The organism is Dactylosporangium sp. McL0621 (genome assembly GCF_049995355.1).
Classification (GTDB): Bacteria; Actinomycetota; Actinomycetes; order Mycobacteriales; family Micromonosporaceae; genus Dactylosporangium.
Map to the genome: position 1 here is coordinate 10,051,173 of NZ_CP188259.1, position 17,565 is coordinate 10,068,737.

A 17,565-nucleotide genomic window follows, 5' to 3' on the forward strand; every position below is an offset into this window, starting at 1 on the left:
GCGCTCCGCACCAGGCTGCGGCCGCAACGTCTGGCCTACCAGGCGGTGGCGGCGCCGCCGTCATCGGACAGGCCATACCGGTCGATCATGTCCGCGGTGACGTGGTCACCGAGCCGCCGGTGGACCCGGACCAGTTGCGGTACCGCATCCGGGTCGCCGAGGTTGGCGGCCCGCACGCACCGGGCCAGGGCATCGTCGCGCCGGCCGGCGCGCAGGTCCTGCCACGCCAGAACGAGATGGGCGCCGGCCTGCTCGTACAGCGCGGCGACGGCAGCCGGCAATGGTTCGTCCGTGGCGAGCCGGAGCCGGATGACCGGGCGCACGTCGACGGGCTGGCCGGCGGCTGCGGCGCGCAGGCAGAGGCGTTCGGCGGCGGCGAGGTCGCCGGTCAGGGCGCGGACCGCGGCGAGGTCGGTCACGGCCTGGTGCCGGCCCTGCTGGGCCGCCTGCAGGGCGAGGTCGTCGGCACGGGCCTGGTCGCCGTCGTCTTCGGCGCGCAGATGCGGCAGGTGCAGCATGGCCTGGGAGTCGCCGTGCTCGTACGCCGCCCAGTACAACGCCTCCGCCCGCACTGGGTGGCCGGCGGCGGCGTGCCGGTCGGCGAGGTGCCGCAGCAGCGCCGGGTTGCCGTGCTCCGCGGCCTCGACGGCCAGTTCGGCCGCCTCGGCGGCCGGGTGGTGGCAATGCCACAGTCGGGCCAGCAGCTGTCCGGCGGTGTCGTCGCCGCGGTCGGCGGCCCACCGGTAGAGCGCGGCAGCGGCTGGCAGGTCGTCGGCGCGTTCCCGGGCCTGGCCGAGGTCGCGCACCGCGGTCGGATGGCCCAGCTGGACGGCGCGCTGCGCATACCGTGCGGCGGCGGCCGGGTCGGTGCCCTGCAGCAGCTGGGCAGCAGCGTGGGCGGCGTCGGCTACACCGCCGCGGGCGGCGGCTCGGTAGCGCAGTTCGGCGGCGGCCGTGTCGCCGGCCTGGTGCAGGGTTCGGGCGAGGTCGAACAGCGCGTCCGGGTCGCCGTCGGCGGCGGCGCGTTCCAGCAGGCGGAGCGCCTCGGCGGGGTCGCCGGTCCGGCGGCGGACGCGAGCCAGCCGGCGCAGCCCAGTGCTGTCGCCCAAAGTCGCGGCCCGTTCGGCGACCCGGACCGCCGCCTCCCAGTCGGCCGGTGCGGTGAGCACGGCGAGGTCGGCCAGCGCCGACGGGTCCCCGCACCGGCTGGCGATCACCGCCAGGCGCAGCGCCCCGGCCATGTCGCCGCGGCGGTGCCGGTCGGTGCACAGGGCCCGTAGCGGCCCGGTGTGCCGGCGGCACGCCAGCCGGAGCACCATGGCGCCGGCTCGGGTCACGCTCAGACTCAGGCACGCCTCCACCCGGCGCACCGTGCCGGCGTCGACGTCGTCGCCGAGGCGGCGCAGCACGGCCGTCACCGCGGCGGCCTTGCCGTGCCGGCGTTGCTCCTCGCGCAGGAGGTGCCGTTCAAAGGTGTGTCCGGCGGACGCTGCCGCGACGGCGAACCGCTCGGCCGAGCGGCGGTCCCCGGCGTGTCGGTGCAGCCCGGCGAGGCGGCGCAGGGCGGTCGTGTCGCCGCCGGCCGCGGCCTGCCGGGCGTACCGCTCGACGTCGGCGAGGTCGCCGGGGGCGTGCGCGGTGACGGCCAGCTCGGCTGCGGCGGCGGCCGAGCCGCGGCCGGCGGCCTCGCGGTACAGCGTCTCGGCGCGGCCGGTCCCGAGGTGCCGGCGAGCGAGGGTATACAGCAGGTCCGGGTCGCCGGTGTCGGCCGCGGCGCGGACGAGGGCGTCGACCCGGGCGGTGTCGGCGTGCTCGTCGGCCTGCGCGGCGAGCCGCGCGAGGGCGGTGCCGTCGCCGAGCTCGGCGGCGCGGATCGCGAGCGCATCCGCGCCGCGCCGGTCGCCGGTGCGTTCCAGCAGAGGGCTGAGATGCACCATGGCGGCCATGTCGCCGAGCTCGACCGCCGACCGGTACAGCTGGACGGCGCGGGCGGGCCGGCCGCGCCGCTGGGCGTGCTCGGCCACGGCATGCAGGACGGCGGGATCGGTCACGGTGGCGGTGAGGGCGTCCCAGAAGGCCGCGGCCGGGAACATCGCCGCCCGGGCGAGCGTGCCCGCGTGGTACACGGCCTCGTCGAGGACGTAGCCGGGGCCGAGGTCTGCGGCGGAGGCGTCGGCGACAAGCAGCCCGGCGCCGGTGGCGTAGTCGACGGCGAATGGACTGTCGCCGGCAATCGCTCGCAGGAAGGTACCCGGGATCCGGACCGGGCCGCCGAAGCGCCGGGCGTCGACCACGGCCTCGAGGATCGCCCGGGCGGGTGGGGGCGCCTGCGCGTAGCGGTCCAGCAGGGCCGGCAGCCCGGCGAGGGTCTGCGTGATCCGCCCCGCGGCAGCGTCGGCCGCGTCGCGCAGCACCTGATCCTGGCTGGCGCGGGCCACGGCGACCTGCGTGGCGGTGAAGGCATCGGGCACGACGACATCGGTACCGTGCAGCAGGGCGCGCGCTGCGGCGTACGGGTCGGCGTCGCCGGGCAGCGGCGAGGTGGTGAACCGGTTCCAGTCCTGCGGCCAGAGTTTGAGGGCGACCAGGACCGGCGCCCGGTCGGGGTCCTCGACGAGCGCGCGGACGGCGGCGACGAGGTCCGGTCCTGTCTGCGGATGGAGCAGGGTGGCGGCGTCGGGGAGCCACACCACCGTGTAGGGCCCGGCGGCGGTCGGGTCGTCGGTCGGTCGCCAGATTCGCCAGAGGCCGGGCAGCGTCCGCACGGCCTCCCACAGGGTTCTGGCCCGGCCGCACCCTGGTGGGCCGACGAGGGTCATGATGCGGCTGGCGCCGGCCCGGGCGGCGTCGACGATGCCGGTCGCGTGGTCGTCGTGCGGACGGCGCACGTATGCGGGGAGGTGCGCCGTCCCGGGCACCCGGCGAACCGCGAGCGCCAGGGGGTCGGCGTCGCCGATCCCGACGCCGGGCCGCTGGTCGCGCAGGGTCCGCGCGGCGAGGTACGCGTGCCGCCACGCGGCCCGGACCGCTTCACCCGCTTCGAGGGGGTCGCGGCCGGCGACCCGGGCCAGGGCCGCCCCGACCACGACGGCGTACTCCTCGCTGGGCATCCCGGAGTCGCCGCGCAGCATGGCCGCGACAGCGGCACGGCCCGGACTGCGGCCGGCGCCGAACTGCCCAGCCACGCTGCGGGCGTGCCCGGCCACCGCGGTGAACCCGGGCCGGCCAGCGTCGTCGTACAGCCCGTGCAGCACCGCTTTGAACCGCCGGACCGCCGCGGTCGTGGGCAGGGTCACGGCAGGTCGCCGAAGAACCGCACCGCGGCGGCGACGAGCGCGGCGATCTCGGGATCGGCGAGGCGGTACACGACGCTGCGCCCGTCCTGGACCCGGTCCACCAGCTGCGCGTGGCGCAGCACCCGCAGATGCTGCGACGCCAGGGTCTGCGGGACGCCGGTCGCCTCGACGATCTCATGGACGTGCAGCTGGTGGTGCGCGATGAGCAGCTCGACGATGGCCAGCCGCACCGGCGCCGCCAGGGCGCGGAACAGCGCGCTGACCTGCTCGTAACGAGCGGCGTACGACATCGGCGCTCCTCAACAGGCGAACGGGACGCGCAGACGATACTCGTTTTCATTTCCTATAACGAGGTGTCACATCACGATGTACGCATGTCACCGGCGATCGCGATGTCCTGACCTGTAGTCGTCACGGCTGGGCGGCGGCGCCGCCGCCGGTAGGCGACGGCGAGGAGGCCCTGCCGCGGCGCGGCGAGCACCGACACGGCGAAGCAGGTGGCGGCCAGGAGACTGATCGCCCCGCCGGCGGCGACGTCGAAGGCCCGGGACAGGTACAGCCCACCGACCGCGCTGCCGACCGCGACGCTAACGGCGAAGGTGGTCATAGTGGCGATGCGGTCGGTCCACAGCCGGGCGGCGCCGGCCGGCGCGACAACGAGGGCCAGAGTGAGGATGGTACCCACGGCGGGCACCGCCGTGGCCACGACCGCCTCGATGAGCACCAGCACGAGCAGGTCGAGGGCGCCCGTGCGGTAACCGGCGGCCCGGGCCCCGTCGCGGTCGAAGGCGGTGTACAGCAGCTCCTTGTGCAGGAGGGTGAGTACGAGCGCGACGGCGGCGGTGACGGCGGCCGCGACGACGAGGTCCTGCGCGCCGACGGTGAGGATGGAGCCGGTGAGATAGGCCGTGAGGTCCTTGGTGAACCCGTTCTGGGCCGAGAGCAGGGCGATGCCGAGGGAGAAACCGGCGGCGAGGGCGACGGCGGTGGCGGTGCTGGCGTCGTGGCCGCGGCGGCGGGCCAGGGCGGTGACGGCGAGCGCGGCGAGCACCCCGGCGCCGGCGCCGCCGAGGTAGATGTTCAGGCCGGTGACGGCGGCGATGACGACGCCGGGGAAGGTGGCGTGGGTCATGGCCATGGTGAAGAACGCTTGACGGCGCAGCACGACGTGCACGCCGATGAGGCCGCAGACGGTGCCGACGAGGACCGCTTCGAGCAGGGCGCGGTGGAACGCGACGTCAAACCACCGCACGGGCGAGCCTCCGCACGAGCATGGTCAGCAGATAGGCGGCCACGAGGGTGAGCACGACGGTGGCGCCGCCGGCCAGGCGCAGGTGGTAGGCGATCGAGGCGTGGTAGCTGATCGCCAAGCCGAGGTAGCCGGCCAGGGCGGCGACGGCCACACCGGCAACGGTGATCGGACCGATGCGGTCGCAGACGAGCCGCCCGGTGGCCGCGGGCACGACGAGCAGGGCGATGACCAGGATGGTGCCGACCGACTGCGCCGCCGCGACCACGACGAGGGCGACGGCGAGGTTGAGCACGAGGTCGAGCAGCCAGATCCGGTACCCCATCGCGGCGGCCGCCTGCGCGTCGAACGCGCGCAACACCAGTTCCTTGTGCAGCAGGCCCAGCACGAGCAGGACGACGGCAGCGACGACGGCGGTCTGAGTGATCTGGGCGGCGGTAACGGTGAGCAGCCGGCCGAACAGGAAGCTGGTCAGGTCAGCGGTGTAGGACGCCCGCCGCGAGACCAGCACGACGCCGACGGCGAACATCGCGGCGAGCAGCACGGCCAGGGCGGTGTCGTCGGTGATCCGGCGGGACCGGGTGAGCAGAGTCAGCAGGACGGCGGTGACCGCGGCGGCGGCCAGAGCGCCGGGAAACACGCCGTCGACGCCCGCGGTGAGGAAGCCGAGCACGACACCCGGGAACACGGTGTGGGTCATGGTGTCGGCGACGAACCCGAGGCGGCGGGTCAGCACATGCGTGCTGACCACGCCGGCCAGGACGGCCAGGAGCAGCAGCTCGGTGAGGGCGCGGGCCATGAACGGCGCGGCGAACGGGTCGAGGAGGATTGCGCTCATCAATGGTGGGCCACCACGATCTGGTCGCCGTGGAGTTCGAGGGCCTGGTTGCCGTAGGTGGCGCGCAGTCGGTCGGGGGTGAGGGTGGCGGCGGTTGGGCCGAAGCCGTACATGCGCCGGTTGAGCAGGCAGGCGTGGTCAGCGACGTGCTGGGCCAGGGCCAGGTCGTGGGTGGAGATCAGCACCGCGGTGCCGTGCCGCTTCAGTTCGTCCAGCGCGCCGAGCAGGGCATCCTGGCTCACCAGGTCGACGCCGTTGAACGGCTCGTCGAGCAGCAGCAGCCGGGGTTGCGCGGCCATGGCCCGGGCCAGCAGCACCCGCTGGCGCTGCCCACCGGACAGCGTGCCGAACGTGGCCCGGGCCCGGTCGGCCAGCCCGACCCGCTCCAGGGCCTCCGCGACGATACGCCGGTCCTCGCGGCCCGGCCGACGCAGCCAGCCGACCTGCCGGTAGCGGCCCATGAGGACCACTTGCGCCACCGACACGGGGAACTGCGGATCGAGAGTGTCGGCCTGCGGCACGTAGCCCACGTCGCGGCGGGCCGCCGCCGGGGCCCGGCCCAGCACCATGACGCTGCCCCCGACGACCGGGACCAGGCCGAGGATCGCCTTGATGAGGGTGGACTTGCCGGCGCCGTTGGGGCCGATGAGCGCGACCACCTCCCCGGCGGCCACGGTGCCGGTGACGCCGGTCAGCACCGGGTCGGCGTCGTAGGCAACCGCGGCGTCGTCGATGCGCAACGCCGCCGGCTCCGCGTGGTCAGGCACCGAGGGCCTGCACGATGACGTCGGTGTTGTGCTGCTCCATCTTCAGGTACGTGTCGCCGGCCGACCCACCGGGGCCGAGGGTGTCGCCGTACAACGCGTCCTCGCCGGCCACGACCTTGACGCCGGCCTGCCGGCCGATCGCCTCGGCCGTCTTCGGCGGCAGCGAACTCTCGGAGAACACCGCCTTCGTCCCGGTCGTCTTGATCTTGGCGACGATGTCGTCGATGTCCTTCGCGGACAGCTCGGCCGAGGTGTCGAAGCTCGGGATGATCGAGCCGACGAACTCGAGCTTGTAGCGGTCGATGTAGTAGCCGAAGGCGTCGTGGTTGGTGACCAGTTTCCGGCGGTCGGCGGGCAGCTTGCCGATCTTCGCCTGGATGTCGGCGTCGAGCTTGTCCAGCTTCGCCGCGTAGTCGGTCAGGTTCTGCTCGTAGGTGGCGGCGGCGGGCGGGTCGGCGGCGGCGAACGCCTTCTCGATGTTCTGCGCCATGATCTTGGCATTGCGCGGGTCGTGCCAGATGTGCGGGTCGCCGGCCTTCTCCTCCTCGTCGCCGTTGCCCTCGCGGATCTTCACGCCGGTGCTGGTGTCGACCGTGGTGCCGGTGAAGCCGGCCGAGGCGATGGTCTCGTCGAGCCATTTCTCCAGGCCGACGCCGTTCTTGACCAGGACCTTGGCCGCGCCGATCGCGGTGATGTCAGCCGGGGTCGGCTCGTAGTCGTGCGGGTCGACGTTGGGCTTGAGGATCTGGGTGACCGTCACGTGGTCGCCGCCGATGTTGCGGGCGAAGTCGGCGACCTGGGTCGTGGTGGCGACCACGGCGAGCTTGCCGCCGCCGGCCGCGGCCGGTTGTGCGGTGGCATCGCCGCATGCGGTGAGGGATGCCGCGAGCGCGGTGGCGAGGGCGAGCGCCGCGCTGGGACGCCGGGAAGGGCGCATGGTGGTACTCCTCGGGACAGGGCGCGTTGGTCAGCCATACGAACGCGCTAGACGGTACTCGTTTTCATTTCCGATAACGAGGCGTCGCATCGCGATGTACGCATGACCGCTGCTGACCCGGGGGTCAGCGGCTGCAGCGCGAGCAGGTGCCGAAGATCTCCAGGGTGTGCCCGACGTCGGTGAAGCCGTGTTCGGCGGCGATCCGGTCGGCCCACCGTTCCACCGCGGGGCCGCGGACCTCCACCGTGGCGTTGCAGGACCGGCAGACCAGGTGATGGTGGTGGGTCGCGCCGCAGCGGCGGAACAGCTGCTCCCCGCCGGGCAGCCGGGTCACGTCGACCTCGCCGGCCTCCTGCAGCAGCTGCAGCGTGCGGTACACGGTGGTCAGCCCCACCTGCGCCCCGCGCTGGCGCAGCAGCGCGTGCAGCTGCTGTGGCGTGCGGAAGTCCGCGAGCTCGTCCAGCAGCGCGAGGACCTCGTGCCGCTGGCGGGTGTTGCGGGTCGCGCCGCTCATCATGTCGCTCATCGCGCCTCCCGCCGCACGCCTGGCAATGCAGCTCAGTGTAGGCAGCGCAGCTGCGGTAGGACGTCGCGGCCGAGGCGATGGATGTTGTCGAGGGTGCGCCGGGGATCGCCGCCGCCCTCGACCATGAGCAGCAGCCGCCGCACGCCAGTACCGGCGAGGGTGGCGCGCAGCCGCCGCACGCAGCGGTCCGGCGGCCCGACCGGGTGCACGGCGAGCAGATGGTCGCCGACCCGCAGCCGGCCGGTCCGGCCCAGCAGGTGCGGCCATGGCCACCGCCGACGGGCAGGTCCGGTAGGCGCTGAAGTGGTGTTCGGCCAGCCACACGCCGTCAAACCCAGCCTGCTCGGCGCCCACCGCGTAGTCCACGGCGGCGCGCAACGCCTCGGCGTGGGTCAGGCCGGGGAACGCGCCGGCGAGCAGGAACACGTCGACCCGCAGCGCCGGGCCGGCGGTCGCCGGCCCGGCATTCGGGGGTGTGGTCAGCAGTCACGCAGTTCCGGCGACTGGTTGAGCAGCTGCCCGCGCGGAGAGACGAACGCGCAGTACCGCTCGCCACCGACGGCGGACGGGGCGAACGCCGCGACGCGGTGGCAGTTCTGGAACGCCAGGGCCACCCCAAAATGCCGCTCCAGGCCGCCCCGGATGGCGTCGCTGGCCAGCGCGCGCAGCAACTGCCCGCGCTCGGCCTCGCTCGGCGGGGCCACACCGTGCTCGGCGAAGTCGCCGCCGCCCGCCTGCAGGTCGGCGGCCACGCCGCTGATGACCTGCCAGGCGTACGGCAGCGAATTCCGCACGCAGGCGACGAACTCGGCGTCGTCGACCGGGCCGGCCTCCGCGCGCTCCAGCAGTGCAGTGGGGACGTCGAGAGACATGCGCTCCTCCTCGAGTGCGATGGTCAGCGCGCGACGACGGTCGCCGGCGCCAGGGTGAAGCCCGGTGCAATCTGCGCGGTGAGGTCGGCGCCGGCGCGGGCGTTGCCCCACGCGACCGCGTTGCGCGTGTGGAACTGCGCGACCTGCTCGGCGTAGCGGACCCAGTCCTTCTGACAGTCATCCAGGGCCGCGCGCATTGCCGCGAGCGCGTGGGCGTTCGCCGGTTCGAGGTCCTCGATCGGCAGGAACCGGCCCCGCTCGCCTGCCTTCACGAACCCCGACCTGCCCACCCAGCACAGCAGGTCGCCGCCGACCTGCTCGCGCAGGAACGCCACGTCGTCGGCTTCGCCGACCTTGTTGCCCACCACGGCCACCCGCACGCCGTGGTCGCGGGCGTAGCCGACGTACTGCCGATACACCCCGACACTGCGTACCGTCGGCTCGCACACCAGCAACGTCAGGTCGAACCGGGTGAACAGGCCCGACGCGAACGAGTCCGCGCCCGCTGTCATGTCGACCACCGCATACTCGCCCGGCCCGTCGACCATGTGATTGAGCAGCAGCTCGACCGCGCCGACCTTCGAGTGGTAGCAGGCCACGCCGAGGTCGTCGGCGGCGAACGGACCGGTCACCGCCAGCCGCACGCCGCCCACGGTGCGCACCAGCCGCTCGTACAACAGATTCGGCTCGTCGATGCGCACCAGCCGCGACCCGGGACCGGGCGGCGTGGTCTTGAGCATCGCCGCGGCCGACGCGATCAGCGGATTGTCGCCGCGCAGGTACTCCTTGATCGCGTCGAGGTGGTCGCCGAGGGCGGGCAGCAGCGCCGCCTCGTCCGGGTCGGCGCCCAGCGCGACGGCCAGGTGCTGGTTGATATCGGCGTCGAACGCCAGGACACGCGGGCCGTGCTGGGCCGCGAGAGACCGGCAGAACAAGGCGGCCAGGGTGGTCTTGCCGCTGCCACCCTTGCCGACGAAGGCAACTTTCACCTGTTGTTGGTATCGGTTTCCATTTGCAGAGTCAAGCGGAACGCACCAAACGACAACCGACGGGAACACGTTGCCATGTGCAGCTATGCGCATCTGCGCATCGCGCTCTACGATGAAAACAGTTTGCAACAACATCGATGGTGTGCAACCTTGGCGGCTCACGAGGCGACGAGCGGAGGTCATGCCGTCGCCTTCGGCGGCCGCGGATGAACGCGCCGCCATCGACCGGCAGCCAGACGCAGGTCAACCCACGCCGGCGGCCGGGACACGTACCACGCGGCGGCTGCTGAGGCCTCGTACGGCATCGGGGGGTCACGGGGTGCGCCTCGTGACCCCCCTTTGAGTCGTCAGCGGATCAGCGCTGCAGGGTCAGCACGCCCGGCCGCCAGGGCAGGAGGTTGTAGTCCGTGCCGTTGGAGCTCGGGTCCCGGCCCTGGTAGAGCAGTTGCAGGTTGCACGGGTCGACGGTCTTGGTCTGGTCGGGGTTGTTGCGGACCAGGTCGCCGTGGCTGATGTCGTTGGTCCAGCTTGCGCCGCTGTTGGCCTTGCCGGCGAAGGGGTTGTTCTCGCTGGCGGCCTGCGGGGTCCATGAGCCGCTCAGGCTGGTGGCCGTGAACGACCGGAAGTAGCGGCCGTTCGCGCCCATGGCCTCGACGAGCATGAGGTACTGGTTCTGGCCCTGGACCTTGTAGACCTCGACCGCCTCGAAGAGGTTGGCCTGCGTGTCGCTCATGATCGTGGTGTACGACGAGCCGAAGCTGCCCGGGAAGTTGCCGATGGGCATGCTGGCCCGGTAAATATTGCCGTTGTCGCCGGCGAAGAACAGGTACATGTTCGTGTCGTCGCCGATGAGGGTCTGGTCGAGAGGTGCGCCGCCGGGGATGCTGCCCGTGAACAGCGTCTGCGGCGAGGACCAGCCGTTGGCGTTGGTGGGGTCGCTCGAGGTGCGGTAGGAGAAGGTGGTCGGACCCCACTGGTAGGACAGAACCCAGATGTTCTTCGGTGCGAAGTAGATCAGGGTCGGCGCGACGGTACCGATGGACATGGTGTTCTGACTGGCCGAGGCCATGTCCGGCCAGTTCGTGAAGGCGCTGAAACCGATCGATCCGTAGTGCCCGCTGAAGTCGGTCGTCGAGGCATACACGATGTGCTGGCCGTTGTAGACGACGTTGGTGAAGTCCTTGACCGCGGACAACCCCGACTTCGGGTTGGCCAGCGGACCGGTCGACGTCCAGCGGTAGCTCGACGGCAGCGTGCACGCGCTGCTTCCGTCGACCCGGGCGAGCTGCCACTGCTGGTTGCTGCCGTTCCGGTCGCTCCACTGCACCACGCCGGTGCCGTCGGCGGTCGAGGCGCCCTGCACGTCGGCGACCTTGCCGCTGTTGCGGTTGACCAGCCGGACGTAGCCGCTGTCGGAGTCGGCGAGGCGGAACTGCTGGTTGGTGCCGCCGTTGTCGGCCCACTGCACGATCTGGGCGCCGTCGGCCGTGGACGCGCCGTAGACGTCGACGACCTTGCCGGAGTGCCGCGCGCGCAGCCGGTAGTAGCCGCCTCCGGCGTCCACGAACTGAAACTGCTGGTTGGTGGTGTTGGTGCGGGTCCACTGGATGAGGCCGGCGCCGTCGGCGGTCGACGCGCCATTGACGTCGAGGGCCTTGCCGCTGTTGCGGTTCACCAGCACGTACCAGGCGCTGGTATCGACCGTGGCGGCCGAGGCGGTCGTCATGTTGAGCACCGCCACGCCGGCGCCGACGAGTGCGGTCACCGCCACGACGGCGATGCCGAGGCGTCGCCTGCTTCGCTGCGTTTTCATTCCGGGGTGTACTCCTTCAGGGGTATCTATCGGATGCGGTCGAACTGCCATTGCCGGCCGGGGTCGTCGACATCAAGGCCGAATGTGGCCGGGCGGGGTGGGAGATGCAGCTACCAGGCCAGCCCCAGACCACCGATGAACGTGCTGAGCCGGTCGGCGATGAGCCGGTCGTCGTGGGCGGAGAAGTGGTAGTCGCAGCCGCTGGAGTCCAGCCCGCTGCCGTCGAGGGGCCAGTAGCGGACCCGGTTGTCGCCCGCGGCGTTGCGCTGCTGCACCACCTGCTGGACATAGTTGGCGAACGAGCCGGCGCCGACTGTCACGATGGTCGTGCCGGCGCCGTAGCGGGTGCGCAGCTTCTGCAGGAAGCCGGTGTAGGCGTTGCGGTAGGCGGTGACGAGGCTGTCCGCCGTCCACTTCTCGCCGGGGTTGACGGCGGTCGAGAAGTCGTTGGTGCCCAGATAGACCACCACGAGCTGAGGCCGCCAGGTGCCGGGGTTCCACACGTCGCCGGCGACGTTCAGCAGCGCCCGGTCGTAGGAGGTGCGGTAGTCGGTGTCCGGGTCGCCGCCGTTGTAGTTGCGCACCATCCCCCGGCCGGAGATCGCGTTGATCTGGTAGTCCGCGGAGAACCGGCGCGCGGTCAGCGCGCCGTAGCTGACGTCCGTGTTGGTGGTGCGGCTGACCTGACTGCCGGTGCAGTCCCGGCTCGTGGACAGGTTGCCGTAGCCGACCGTCAGCGAGTCACCGATGAACTCCATCTGCCGGCTGCGGGCCGCCGGCCTGGTCAGGATGGCACCGCCCGGCGCGGCGACGAACCCGCCGAACTCGCTGGTGCTCCATGGGCTGTCGTTGCGCTTCACCAGGCGCACGGTGTGCCCGGCGTTGCTCAGCCCGTTGACCCATCGGGTGGTCTTGCCCGGCGTCACGAGGGTGGCGACGCTCACGCCGTCGACCTGCACCTCGTAGTCGGCCGCCGAGTCGATCAGCACGATCCCCACCCCGGTGCCCCGGAACCGCCCCTCGAAATAGACGCCTGGCCAGCTGTACCGCATGCTGCCGCCACTGACCTCGACCCGGCCGCCGACGTGCACCTGGGACGGCAGGTCGCCGGCCGCCTCGTCCGCCGGACCGATCGACGGCGACGCGCCGGCCTTGACCGCGGCCGACGGGCCGGCGCGCACGGCGGCCGACGCCGCCGGCCCGGATGACCCGGTGCCGGTCGCGGCCGCGCCGGCGCCCACCGCACCCGGGCCGGCTTCGGCGCCCGGCCGGGACGAACCGCCTGCGCAGCCGGCTACGGCGGCGAGCACGGCCGCCGACACGGCGGCCGTGAACGCGGGCCGCCACCGGCGGCGCGGGTGCGAGGGGAGCATGTCCAGGTTCTCCTTTGCCGCTTCCCGGTCGACTCGACGACCTTCAGTGGTTCGGGGAAACGGAAAGGTTGCTCGGCCACGCCAGGAACTTCTCGGTTCCCGACACCGGCGAGCAAGGCGTCCAGACCGCCATCGTTCGCTCGCGGCCGTCGTGCCGCGAAGCGAAGCGGGCCCGTGCCGGGATGGCACGGGCCCACGTCCGCTGGTGACCGAGTCGTCAGGTGAGCAGTTTGCCGGAGGAAATCTCCGCGGCGCGAGCAACCTTTCCGGCCGGCCGGACCACTCAGTGTCGTCCCGGTCAGGTGATCCGGTCAGACGCAGCGGCTGAAGGAGAGCACGGACATGCCCCTCGTACCCCCATGTCAACAGCGGCACGGCGCGCCGGCGCCCGCCGCCGCCGGCCGGTTCGGCCAGCCATCACGAGGAGACGAACAGTGACGTTCCGTGGCCATCGGCTCCTCTCGCGCCGGGGCGCCTGGGTGGCGGTCGCCGTCGTGGCCGCCATGGCCGGCTCCGTTGTCCTGGTCAACGCGATGCGGGCATCGGCGAACACCCTCGATGTCACGTCGTGGTATGTGCTCGTGAACCGCAACAGCGGCAAGGCGCTGGACGATCGCAGCTTCGCCACCAATGACGGCGCGGCCGTGATCCAGTGGGCGCGTCACGGCCAGGCCAACCAGCAGTGGCGGTTCATCGACGGCGGCGCCGGGTACTACCGGCTGCAGAATCGCAACTCCGGCAAGATCCTCGACGACTTCAACTGGTCGAAGAACGCCAGCACAGACATCGTGCAGTGGAGCGACCTGAACGGCGCCAACCAGCAGTTCCAGGTGGCGGAGTCGTCGGACGGCTACGTGCGTCTGATCAATCGCTTCAGCGGCATGGTCGTCGAGGTCAACGGCGCCTCCAAGGACGACGGGGCCAAGGTCGTGCAGTACCGGGACCGGGGCGGCGCCAACCAGCAGTGGCAGCTCGTCCCCGCCGGACGCGTCAGCACGCCGGCCACGGGCAGCGCCGGCAGCGCCGGCAGCGTCGACGGCACCACGGGCCGGCCCTCCAGCAGCGCGCGCCCGTCGTCGGCGGCGGCGTCTCCGGCGGCGGGTGGCGGCAGCCCGGGCGTGCGTTTCGCGGGGAGCAGCACGGTGCTCGTCGGCGGGTCGATGGAGGACTCCTCGGCGAAGGCCGCGCCGTTCGACGTGCGATACGCCTATGTGCACAGCCAGCCCGCGCCGTCGTCGGCCTACTACACGGCGTCGCGGTGCCAGGATGCATGGTCGGGCTGGTGGGGCTGCTGGACCGGCAGCACCACCGCGCCCGGCACCTACATCACCTACCGCGACGCCCAGGCGGCCCAGGCGACGTACAAGGGCAGCCCGCGCCCGCAGAAGTTCCTCTGGACCTGGTACTCGTTGCGTGACCTCGGGGACGCGGCCGGCCAGGGCGACGGCCCGGCCGAGGTCGTGGCCATCAACCGGGCCGACCTGCTCACCCGGTACCTCAACGACTACCGTTTCTTCCTGCAGAAGATCGGCACCTCGCGGGACATGATCGACCTCGAGCCGGACTTCTGGGGCTTTGCCCGCTCGCTGGGCAACCTGCACCAGGTGGCGGCGCAGGTCACGGCGGCGAACCCGACGGACTGCGGATCGCAGGAGAACAGCGCCGCCGGACTCGCCCGCTGCCTGATCGCGATGGCCCGCAAATACGCGCCGAACACCGTCGTCGGGCTGCACCTCTCCTGCTTCGACGGGCTGAGCAACGTCCAGAAATGCGTCAATGACTACGCGGACCTCGGAGCGAAGAACGCCGACTTCCTGGTCTCCGACGTGTCGGACCGCGACGCCGGCTGGTACGCACAGCCCGCCCACGGCGGTAGCAACCACTTCTGGACCGACCAGACGGCCGGCGAGTCACTGCGGTTCTACAAGACGATGGCCGAGTCGGTGGGCAAGCCGGTGGTCCTGTGGCAAATCCCCGTGGGCAACATGGCGCAGAACAACACCCCCGGCCATTACAAGGACGACAAGGTGGATTGGTTCTTCGGGCACATGGACCAGGTGGCGCAGGCGCATGTCGCCGGCCTGCTGTTCGGGGCCGGGTGGACGGAGCAGACGACACCCGAGACCGACGGCGGAAACCTGATCAACAAGACGATCGCCTACCACAACTCGGGCGGTACGGCACTCAGGTAGGCGCAGGTGCGCAGCCGCACAAGCAGGGGCGCGGTCGGTATCGGACGGCGTCCCTGCTCGGCCCTGCGCGCGCGCCGCGCGGCGGCCGGTCGGCCGGCCAGGCGGCAGCTTGACGCCTCTGGCACGCACTGTTATTTTCCGGCGTCGGGGTGGCCCGAGACCACTTGTCCGAGCCCGGTGACCAGCGATCTGGTCGCCGGGGTGGCGAAGCACGGTGACGACTTGACGATCGCCGCGAAGACAGATGGTTCCGCAGCTGGCTCGTACATGGAGGCCAACGGATGACCGAGGCGGCCATGGCGGCCGGGCGCGAGCAGGCTTTCCACGCCTTCTTCGAGGCGCACTCCGCGGAACTGGCGCGCCTGGCGTTCCTGGTGACCGGCGAGGCGGAGGTGGCCGACGACCTGGCCGCGGACGCGCTGCTGGAGGTATGGCGGTACTGGGACCGGGTCACCGCGGCGGACAACCCGGTCGGGTACGCGCGCGGCGTCCTGCTCAACCTGGTCCGTAACCGGATCCGGCGGCTGCAGCGGGAGCGGCGGGGGCTGCTCGGCCTGGTCCCGCTGTGGTCGGAGCGCACGTACGTCCGGGAAGTCGATGTGCCGGCGGTCGTCGACGTCCGCGGGGCGCTGCGCCGCTTGCCCTACCGGCGTCGGGCGTGCGTGGTGCTGCGGTACGCCTTCGATCTCTCGGAGCAGGAGACCGCCCGCGCCCTCGGCGTCACGGTCGGAACGGTGAAGAGTCAGACGTCACGCGGAGTGACGCAGTTGACGGAGTTGCTCGGCATGACACGACCGGCTCAGCGGCCCGGCGCGCCGGCACCGGCGGTCGACCGCACGGATTCGTGGATGCCCGCGGCGCGGGTCGCGGGCCGGCCGGCCCGGCCAGGAACGGAGGAGTGATGTCGTCGGATCGGATCCGTGCCGCGCTTCGCGCCGAGGCAGCCGCTCACCAGCCGGACCGCGCGGCCATGCTGGCCCGGGTCGAACGCGGGCAGGCCGCCCTCGATCCCGTGCAGGCGCCCCGCACCGGCCGCCGGCGCGCGGCCGTCCGGATGACCGGGGTCGGGATGACGGTGGCCGCCGTGCTCGGGCTCAGCGTGGCCGTCACGTGGGCCGCCGTGGGCACGGACGTGCTGCGCAGGCCCACGCACGGGCCGATGATGGCCACCGCACCGGGCAGCGACAGTCCCGCGGCGCCGCAGCGGCCCGGCGCCGCCAGCCGTGCACCGTCGGCGAGCCACACGCCCCGGTCGCCGTCGGCCTCGCCGAGCGCCAAGGGCACGCAGCCGGACATTCTCCGCGCGAGCGGCGCCATCGACTCGCACAGCATCGACAACTGGACGCAGAGCAACGTGACGGTGGTGACCGGCCATACCGTGACGGCGCTGGAGGTGACGGTCCGAATCGCCGCCACCCCCAACCTGGTGAACACCGGCGCGTGGAGCACCGTGCTCGCCGATTTCCTGGTGACCGGCGTCGAACGGCAGCCGGACGCGCTGGTCTACCGCTTCACGCTGAAGCCGGGTGTCACCCTCGCGCCGGCGACGTACGTCTTCGCGGCGCAGTACAACCATGCGGTGGGCGGCCGCGATCCGAGCCGGGACACGTACCACGTGGTGGCCACCGCCGACGGCAACCGGGTCGAGGCGGGCGGCGGCTTCTGAAGTCCCACCAGGCCGTCAGGGGCCACCGGTGCGTACGGTTCTCCGCACCACGCCGGTGGCCCCTTTTCGTCGAGCGTGAGGTGAACGGGTGCGGTTATGGCTTGCGGGTGCGGCGGTACCTCAGCAACATCCCGGCGGCCGCGCCGGCGGCCAGGAGCGCGACGGCGCCGACCAGCCAGATGAACCGGGTACCACCACCCACGGATCCGACCGGCACGGCCGCTACCTGGACGTTGTCCGCCGGCGGAAGCGCTGACGTCGACGCCCAGGGCGCCGGCCCGGACGGCGCCGCCGCGGGGCTCGCCGCCGTGGACGCGACCGCGGTCGGGGACCCGGAGGCAGACCTTTTGAGAGTCGGCGACCCGGCCGCCGTCGTGCGCGAGGCCGTCGTCGGTCGCGGGGCGCCCGGGGGCGCGGCGGTGCCGCCCACCACGATGTCGGAGCTCCCGCTGCTGTGGTATGCCTCGGTCGCGACGATCATGTAGTTGAATCCGCCCAGATTCATTCCGTAGCGGGCCCACGCGTCGAAGTGGTTACCAGTCGTGATCGTGCCACCCGATCGTCTGGACTGCCGGACGCTCCAGTACTGGTTGAACGTCGTGTTGCCGGCGATGGACGGGGCGTTGTATCGCGTCGTCTCGTAGATGTCATATGTGCCGCCGTCGCTGGTGACCGTGCCCTTGAACGTCCCCGTGGGCCGGTACGTCCCCCAGTTGTCGACGATGTAGTACTCCACGAGCGGGCCGGTCGTCCACCCGTACAGAGAAAGGTACGCATTGCCCGACGGATTGAAGCTGCCCGAATAGCTCACGCTCATGCGCCCGCCGGTGGCCCAGCCCTTGCCGGCGACAAAGTTTCCGGCGTTGCTCCAGGAAGTACGGTAGCCACCACCGGAGCCGAGGGTCATTGACGCCGCCCCATCCCCTTCGGTCCAGAACGAATAGTGGTAGCCGTTGCTGGAACCTGTTTGATTCGTGGTGATGGTGGTATCGGCATGAGCCGTGCCGGGCAGGATCGCCGCGGCCACCGCGACGGCGAAGGCACCGC

The 17,565-nt window shown here is 72.1% G+C and carries 16 protein-coding genes and 1 pseudogene; 3 read left to right on the top strand and 14 right to left on the bottom strand.

Going from position 1 to position 17,565, the window contains the following annotated elements:
- Window positions 1-35: 35 nt before the first annotated feature.
- The 13 genes and pseudogenes from ACPPVO_RS47555 to ACPPVO_RS47615 all read right to left on the bottom strand — a co-directional run bounded on the left by ACPPVO_RS47555 (window position 36) and on the right by ACPPVO_RS47615 (window position 12,660).
- Window positions 36-3,296 carry a hypothetical protein gene (locus tag ACPPVO_RS47555; RefSeq protein ID WP_426505527.1) on the bottom strand — a complete coding sequence of 1,087 codons (3,261 nt, stop codon included), beginning with the start codon at window positions 3,294-3,296 and terminating at the stop codon, window positions 36-38.
- Entirely contained in the window at window positions 3,293-3,586 is a 294-nt protein-coding gene (locus tag ACPPVO_RS47560) for an ArsR/SmtB family transcription factor (RefSeq protein ID WP_426505528.1), read from the bottom strand. The genes ACPPVO_RS47555 and ACPPVO_RS47560 overlap by 4 nt, the downstream gene beginning before the upstream one ends.
- 71 nt (window positions 3,587-3,657) lie before the next feature.
- Window positions 3,658-4,548 (bottom strand): metal ABC transporter permease, encoded by an 891-nt coding sequence (locus tag ACPPVO_RS47565; protein ID WP_426505530.1) that lies wholly within the window; start codon window positions 4,546-4,548, stop codon window positions 3,658-3,660.
- Window positions 4,535-5,383: a metal ABC transporter permease gene (locus ACPPVO_RS47570; RefSeq protein ID WP_426505532.1), complete on the bottom strand. Its 849-nt coding sequence runs from the start codon at window positions 5,381-5,383 to the stop codon at window positions 4,535-4,537. Before ACPPVO_RS47570 ends, ACPPVO_RS47565 begins: the two co-directional genes overlap by 14 nt.
- Complete coding sequence (locus ACPPVO_RS47575) at window positions 5,383-6,150, bottom strand: metal ABC transporter ATP-binding protein (protein WP_426505534.1); 768 nt, start codon at window positions 6,148-6,150, stop codon at window positions 5,383-5,385. The genes ACPPVO_RS47570 and ACPPVO_RS47575 overlap by 1 nt, the downstream gene beginning before the upstream one ends.
- The gene (locus tag ACPPVO_RS47580) at window positions 6,143-7,087 is read right to left on the bottom strand and encodes a metal ABC transporter substrate-binding protein (RefSeq protein ID WP_426505535.1); all 945 of its coding nucleotides are present in this window, start codon (window positions 7,085-7,087) and stop codon (window positions 6,143-6,145) included. The genes ACPPVO_RS47575 and ACPPVO_RS47580 overlap by 8 nt, the downstream gene beginning before the upstream one ends.
- 124 nt (window positions 7,088-7,211) lie before the next feature.
- Complete coding sequence (locus tag ACPPVO_RS47585; protein WP_426514823.1) at window positions 7,212-7,613, bottom strand: Fur family transcriptional regulator; 402 nt, start codon at window positions 7,611-7,613, stop codon at window positions 7,212-7,214.
- A 32-nt stretch (window positions 7,614-7,645) separates the two neighbouring features.
- On the bottom strand, window positions 7,646-7,822 hold the full coding sequence (locus tag ACPPVO_RS47590; RefSeq protein ID WP_426514948.1) for a hypothetical protein: 177 nt from the start codon (window positions 7,820-7,822) through the stop codon (window positions 7,646-7,648).
- A 109-nt stretch (window positions 7,823-7,931) separates the two neighbouring features.
- A pseudogene (locus ACPPVO_RS47595) lies at window positions 7,932-8,039 on the bottom strand (LLM class flavin-dependent oxidoreductase); the annotation flags it as partial.
- A gap of 53 nt (window positions 8,040-8,092) precedes the next feature.
- Complete coding sequence (locus ACPPVO_RS47600; protein ID WP_426505536.1) at window positions 8,093-8,485, bottom strand: SCO5389 family protein; 393 nt, start codon at window positions 8,483-8,485, stop codon at window positions 8,093-8,095.
- Window positions 8,486-8,508: 23 nt separating this feature from the next.
- Entirely contained in the window at window positions 8,509-9,609 is a 1,101-nt protein-coding gene (locus tag ACPPVO_RS47605; protein ID WP_426505537.1) for an ATP-binding protein, read from the bottom strand.
- A gap of 220 nt (window positions 9,610-9,829) precedes the next feature.
- Entirely contained in the window at window positions 9,830-11,287 is a 1,458-nt protein-coding gene (locus ACPPVO_RS47610; protein ID WP_426505538.1) for a non-reducing end alpha-L-arabinofuranosidase family hydrolase, read from the bottom strand.
- Window positions 11,288-11,397: 110 nt separating this feature from the next.
- The gene (locus tag ACPPVO_RS47615; RefSeq protein WP_426505539.1) at window positions 11,398-12,660 is read right to left on the bottom strand and encodes an SGNH/GDSL hydrolase family protein; all 1,263 of its coding nucleotides are present in this window, start codon (window positions 12,658-12,660) and stop codon (window positions 11,398-11,400) included.
- 434 nt (window positions 12,661-13,094) lie between these two features.
- On the opposite strand from ACPPVO_RS47615, the gene ACPPVO_RS47620 reads away from it, so the two are divergent.
- From ACPPVO_RS47620 to ACPPVO_RS47630, 3 genes are all read left to right on the top strand, one after another.
- On the top strand, window positions 13,095-14,852 hold the full coding sequence (locus ACPPVO_RS47620; protein WP_426505541.1) for an RICIN domain-containing protein: 1,758 nt from the start codon (window positions 13,095-13,097) through the stop codon (window positions 14,850-14,852).
- Window positions 14,853-15,133: 281 nt separating this feature from the next.
- On the top strand, window positions 15,134-15,754 hold the full coding sequence (locus ACPPVO_RS47625; protein ID WP_426505543.1) for a SigE family RNA polymerase sigma factor: 621 nt from the start codon (window positions 15,134-15,136) through the stop codon (window positions 15,752-15,754).
- Entirely contained in the window at window positions 15,754-16,518 is a 765-nt protein-coding gene (locus ACPPVO_RS47630) for a hypothetical protein (RefSeq protein WP_426505545.1), read from the top strand. The genes ACPPVO_RS47625 and ACPPVO_RS47630 overlap by 1 nt, the downstream gene beginning before the upstream one ends.
- A gap of 94 nt (window positions 16,519-16,612) precedes the next feature.
- Here the strand turns inward: ACPPVO_RS47630 and ACPPVO_RS47635 are convergent, their stop codons facing one another.
- Window positions 16,613-17,545 (bottom strand): glycoside hydrolase family 11 protein, encoded by a 933-nt coding sequence (locus ACPPVO_RS47635; protein WP_426505546.1) that lies wholly within the window; start codon window positions 17,543-17,545, stop codon window positions 16,613-16,615.
- Window positions 17,546-17,565 lie beyond the last annotated feature (20 nt).

Excerpts from the sequence above, each read along its gene's own strand:
- ACPPVO_RS47560 (WP_426505528.1), bottom strand. The coding sequence starts at position 3,586 with ATGTCGTACGCCGCTCGTTACGAGCAGGTCAGCGCGCTGTTCCGCGCC.
- ACPPVO_RS47570 (WP_426505532.1), bottom strand. The coding sequence starts at position 5,383 with ATGAGCGCAATCCTCCTCGACCCGTTCGCCGCGCCGTTCATGGCCCGC.
- ACPPVO_RS47580 (WP_426505535.1), bottom strand. The coding sequence starts at position 7,087 with ATGCGCCCTTCCCGGCGTCCCAGCGCGGCGCTCGCCCTCGCCACCGCG.
- ACPPVO_RS47585 (WP_426514823.1), bottom strand. The coding sequence starts at position 7,613 with ATGAGCGACATGATGAGCGGCGCGACCCGCAACACCCGCCAGCGGCAC.
- ACPPVO_RS47600 (WP_426505536.1), bottom strand. The coding sequence starts at position 8,485 with ATGTCTCTCGACGTCCCCACTGCACTGCTGGAGCGCGCGGAGGCCGGC.
- ACPPVO_RS47605 (WP_426505537.1), bottom strand. The coding sequence starts at position 9,609 with ATGTTGTTGCAAACTGTTTTCATCGTAGAGCGCGATGCGCAGATGCGC.
- ACPPVO_RS47610 (WP_426505538.1), bottom strand. The coding sequence starts at position 11,287 with ATGAAAACGCAGCGAAGCAGGCGACGCCTCGGCATCGCCGTCGTGGCG.
- ACPPVO_RS47615 (WP_426505539.1), bottom strand. The coding sequence starts at position 12,660 with ATGCTCCCCTCGCACCCGCGCCGCCGGTGGCGGCCCGCGTTCACGGCC.
- ACPPVO_RS47625 (WP_426505543.1), top strand. The coding sequence starts at position 15,134 with ATGACCGAGGCGGCCATGGCGGCCGGGCGCGAGCAGGCTTTCCACGCC.
- ACPPVO_RS47630 (WP_426505545.1), top strand. The coding sequence starts at position 15,754 with ATGTCGTCGGATCGGATCCGTGCCGCGCTTCGCGCCGAGGCAGCCGCT.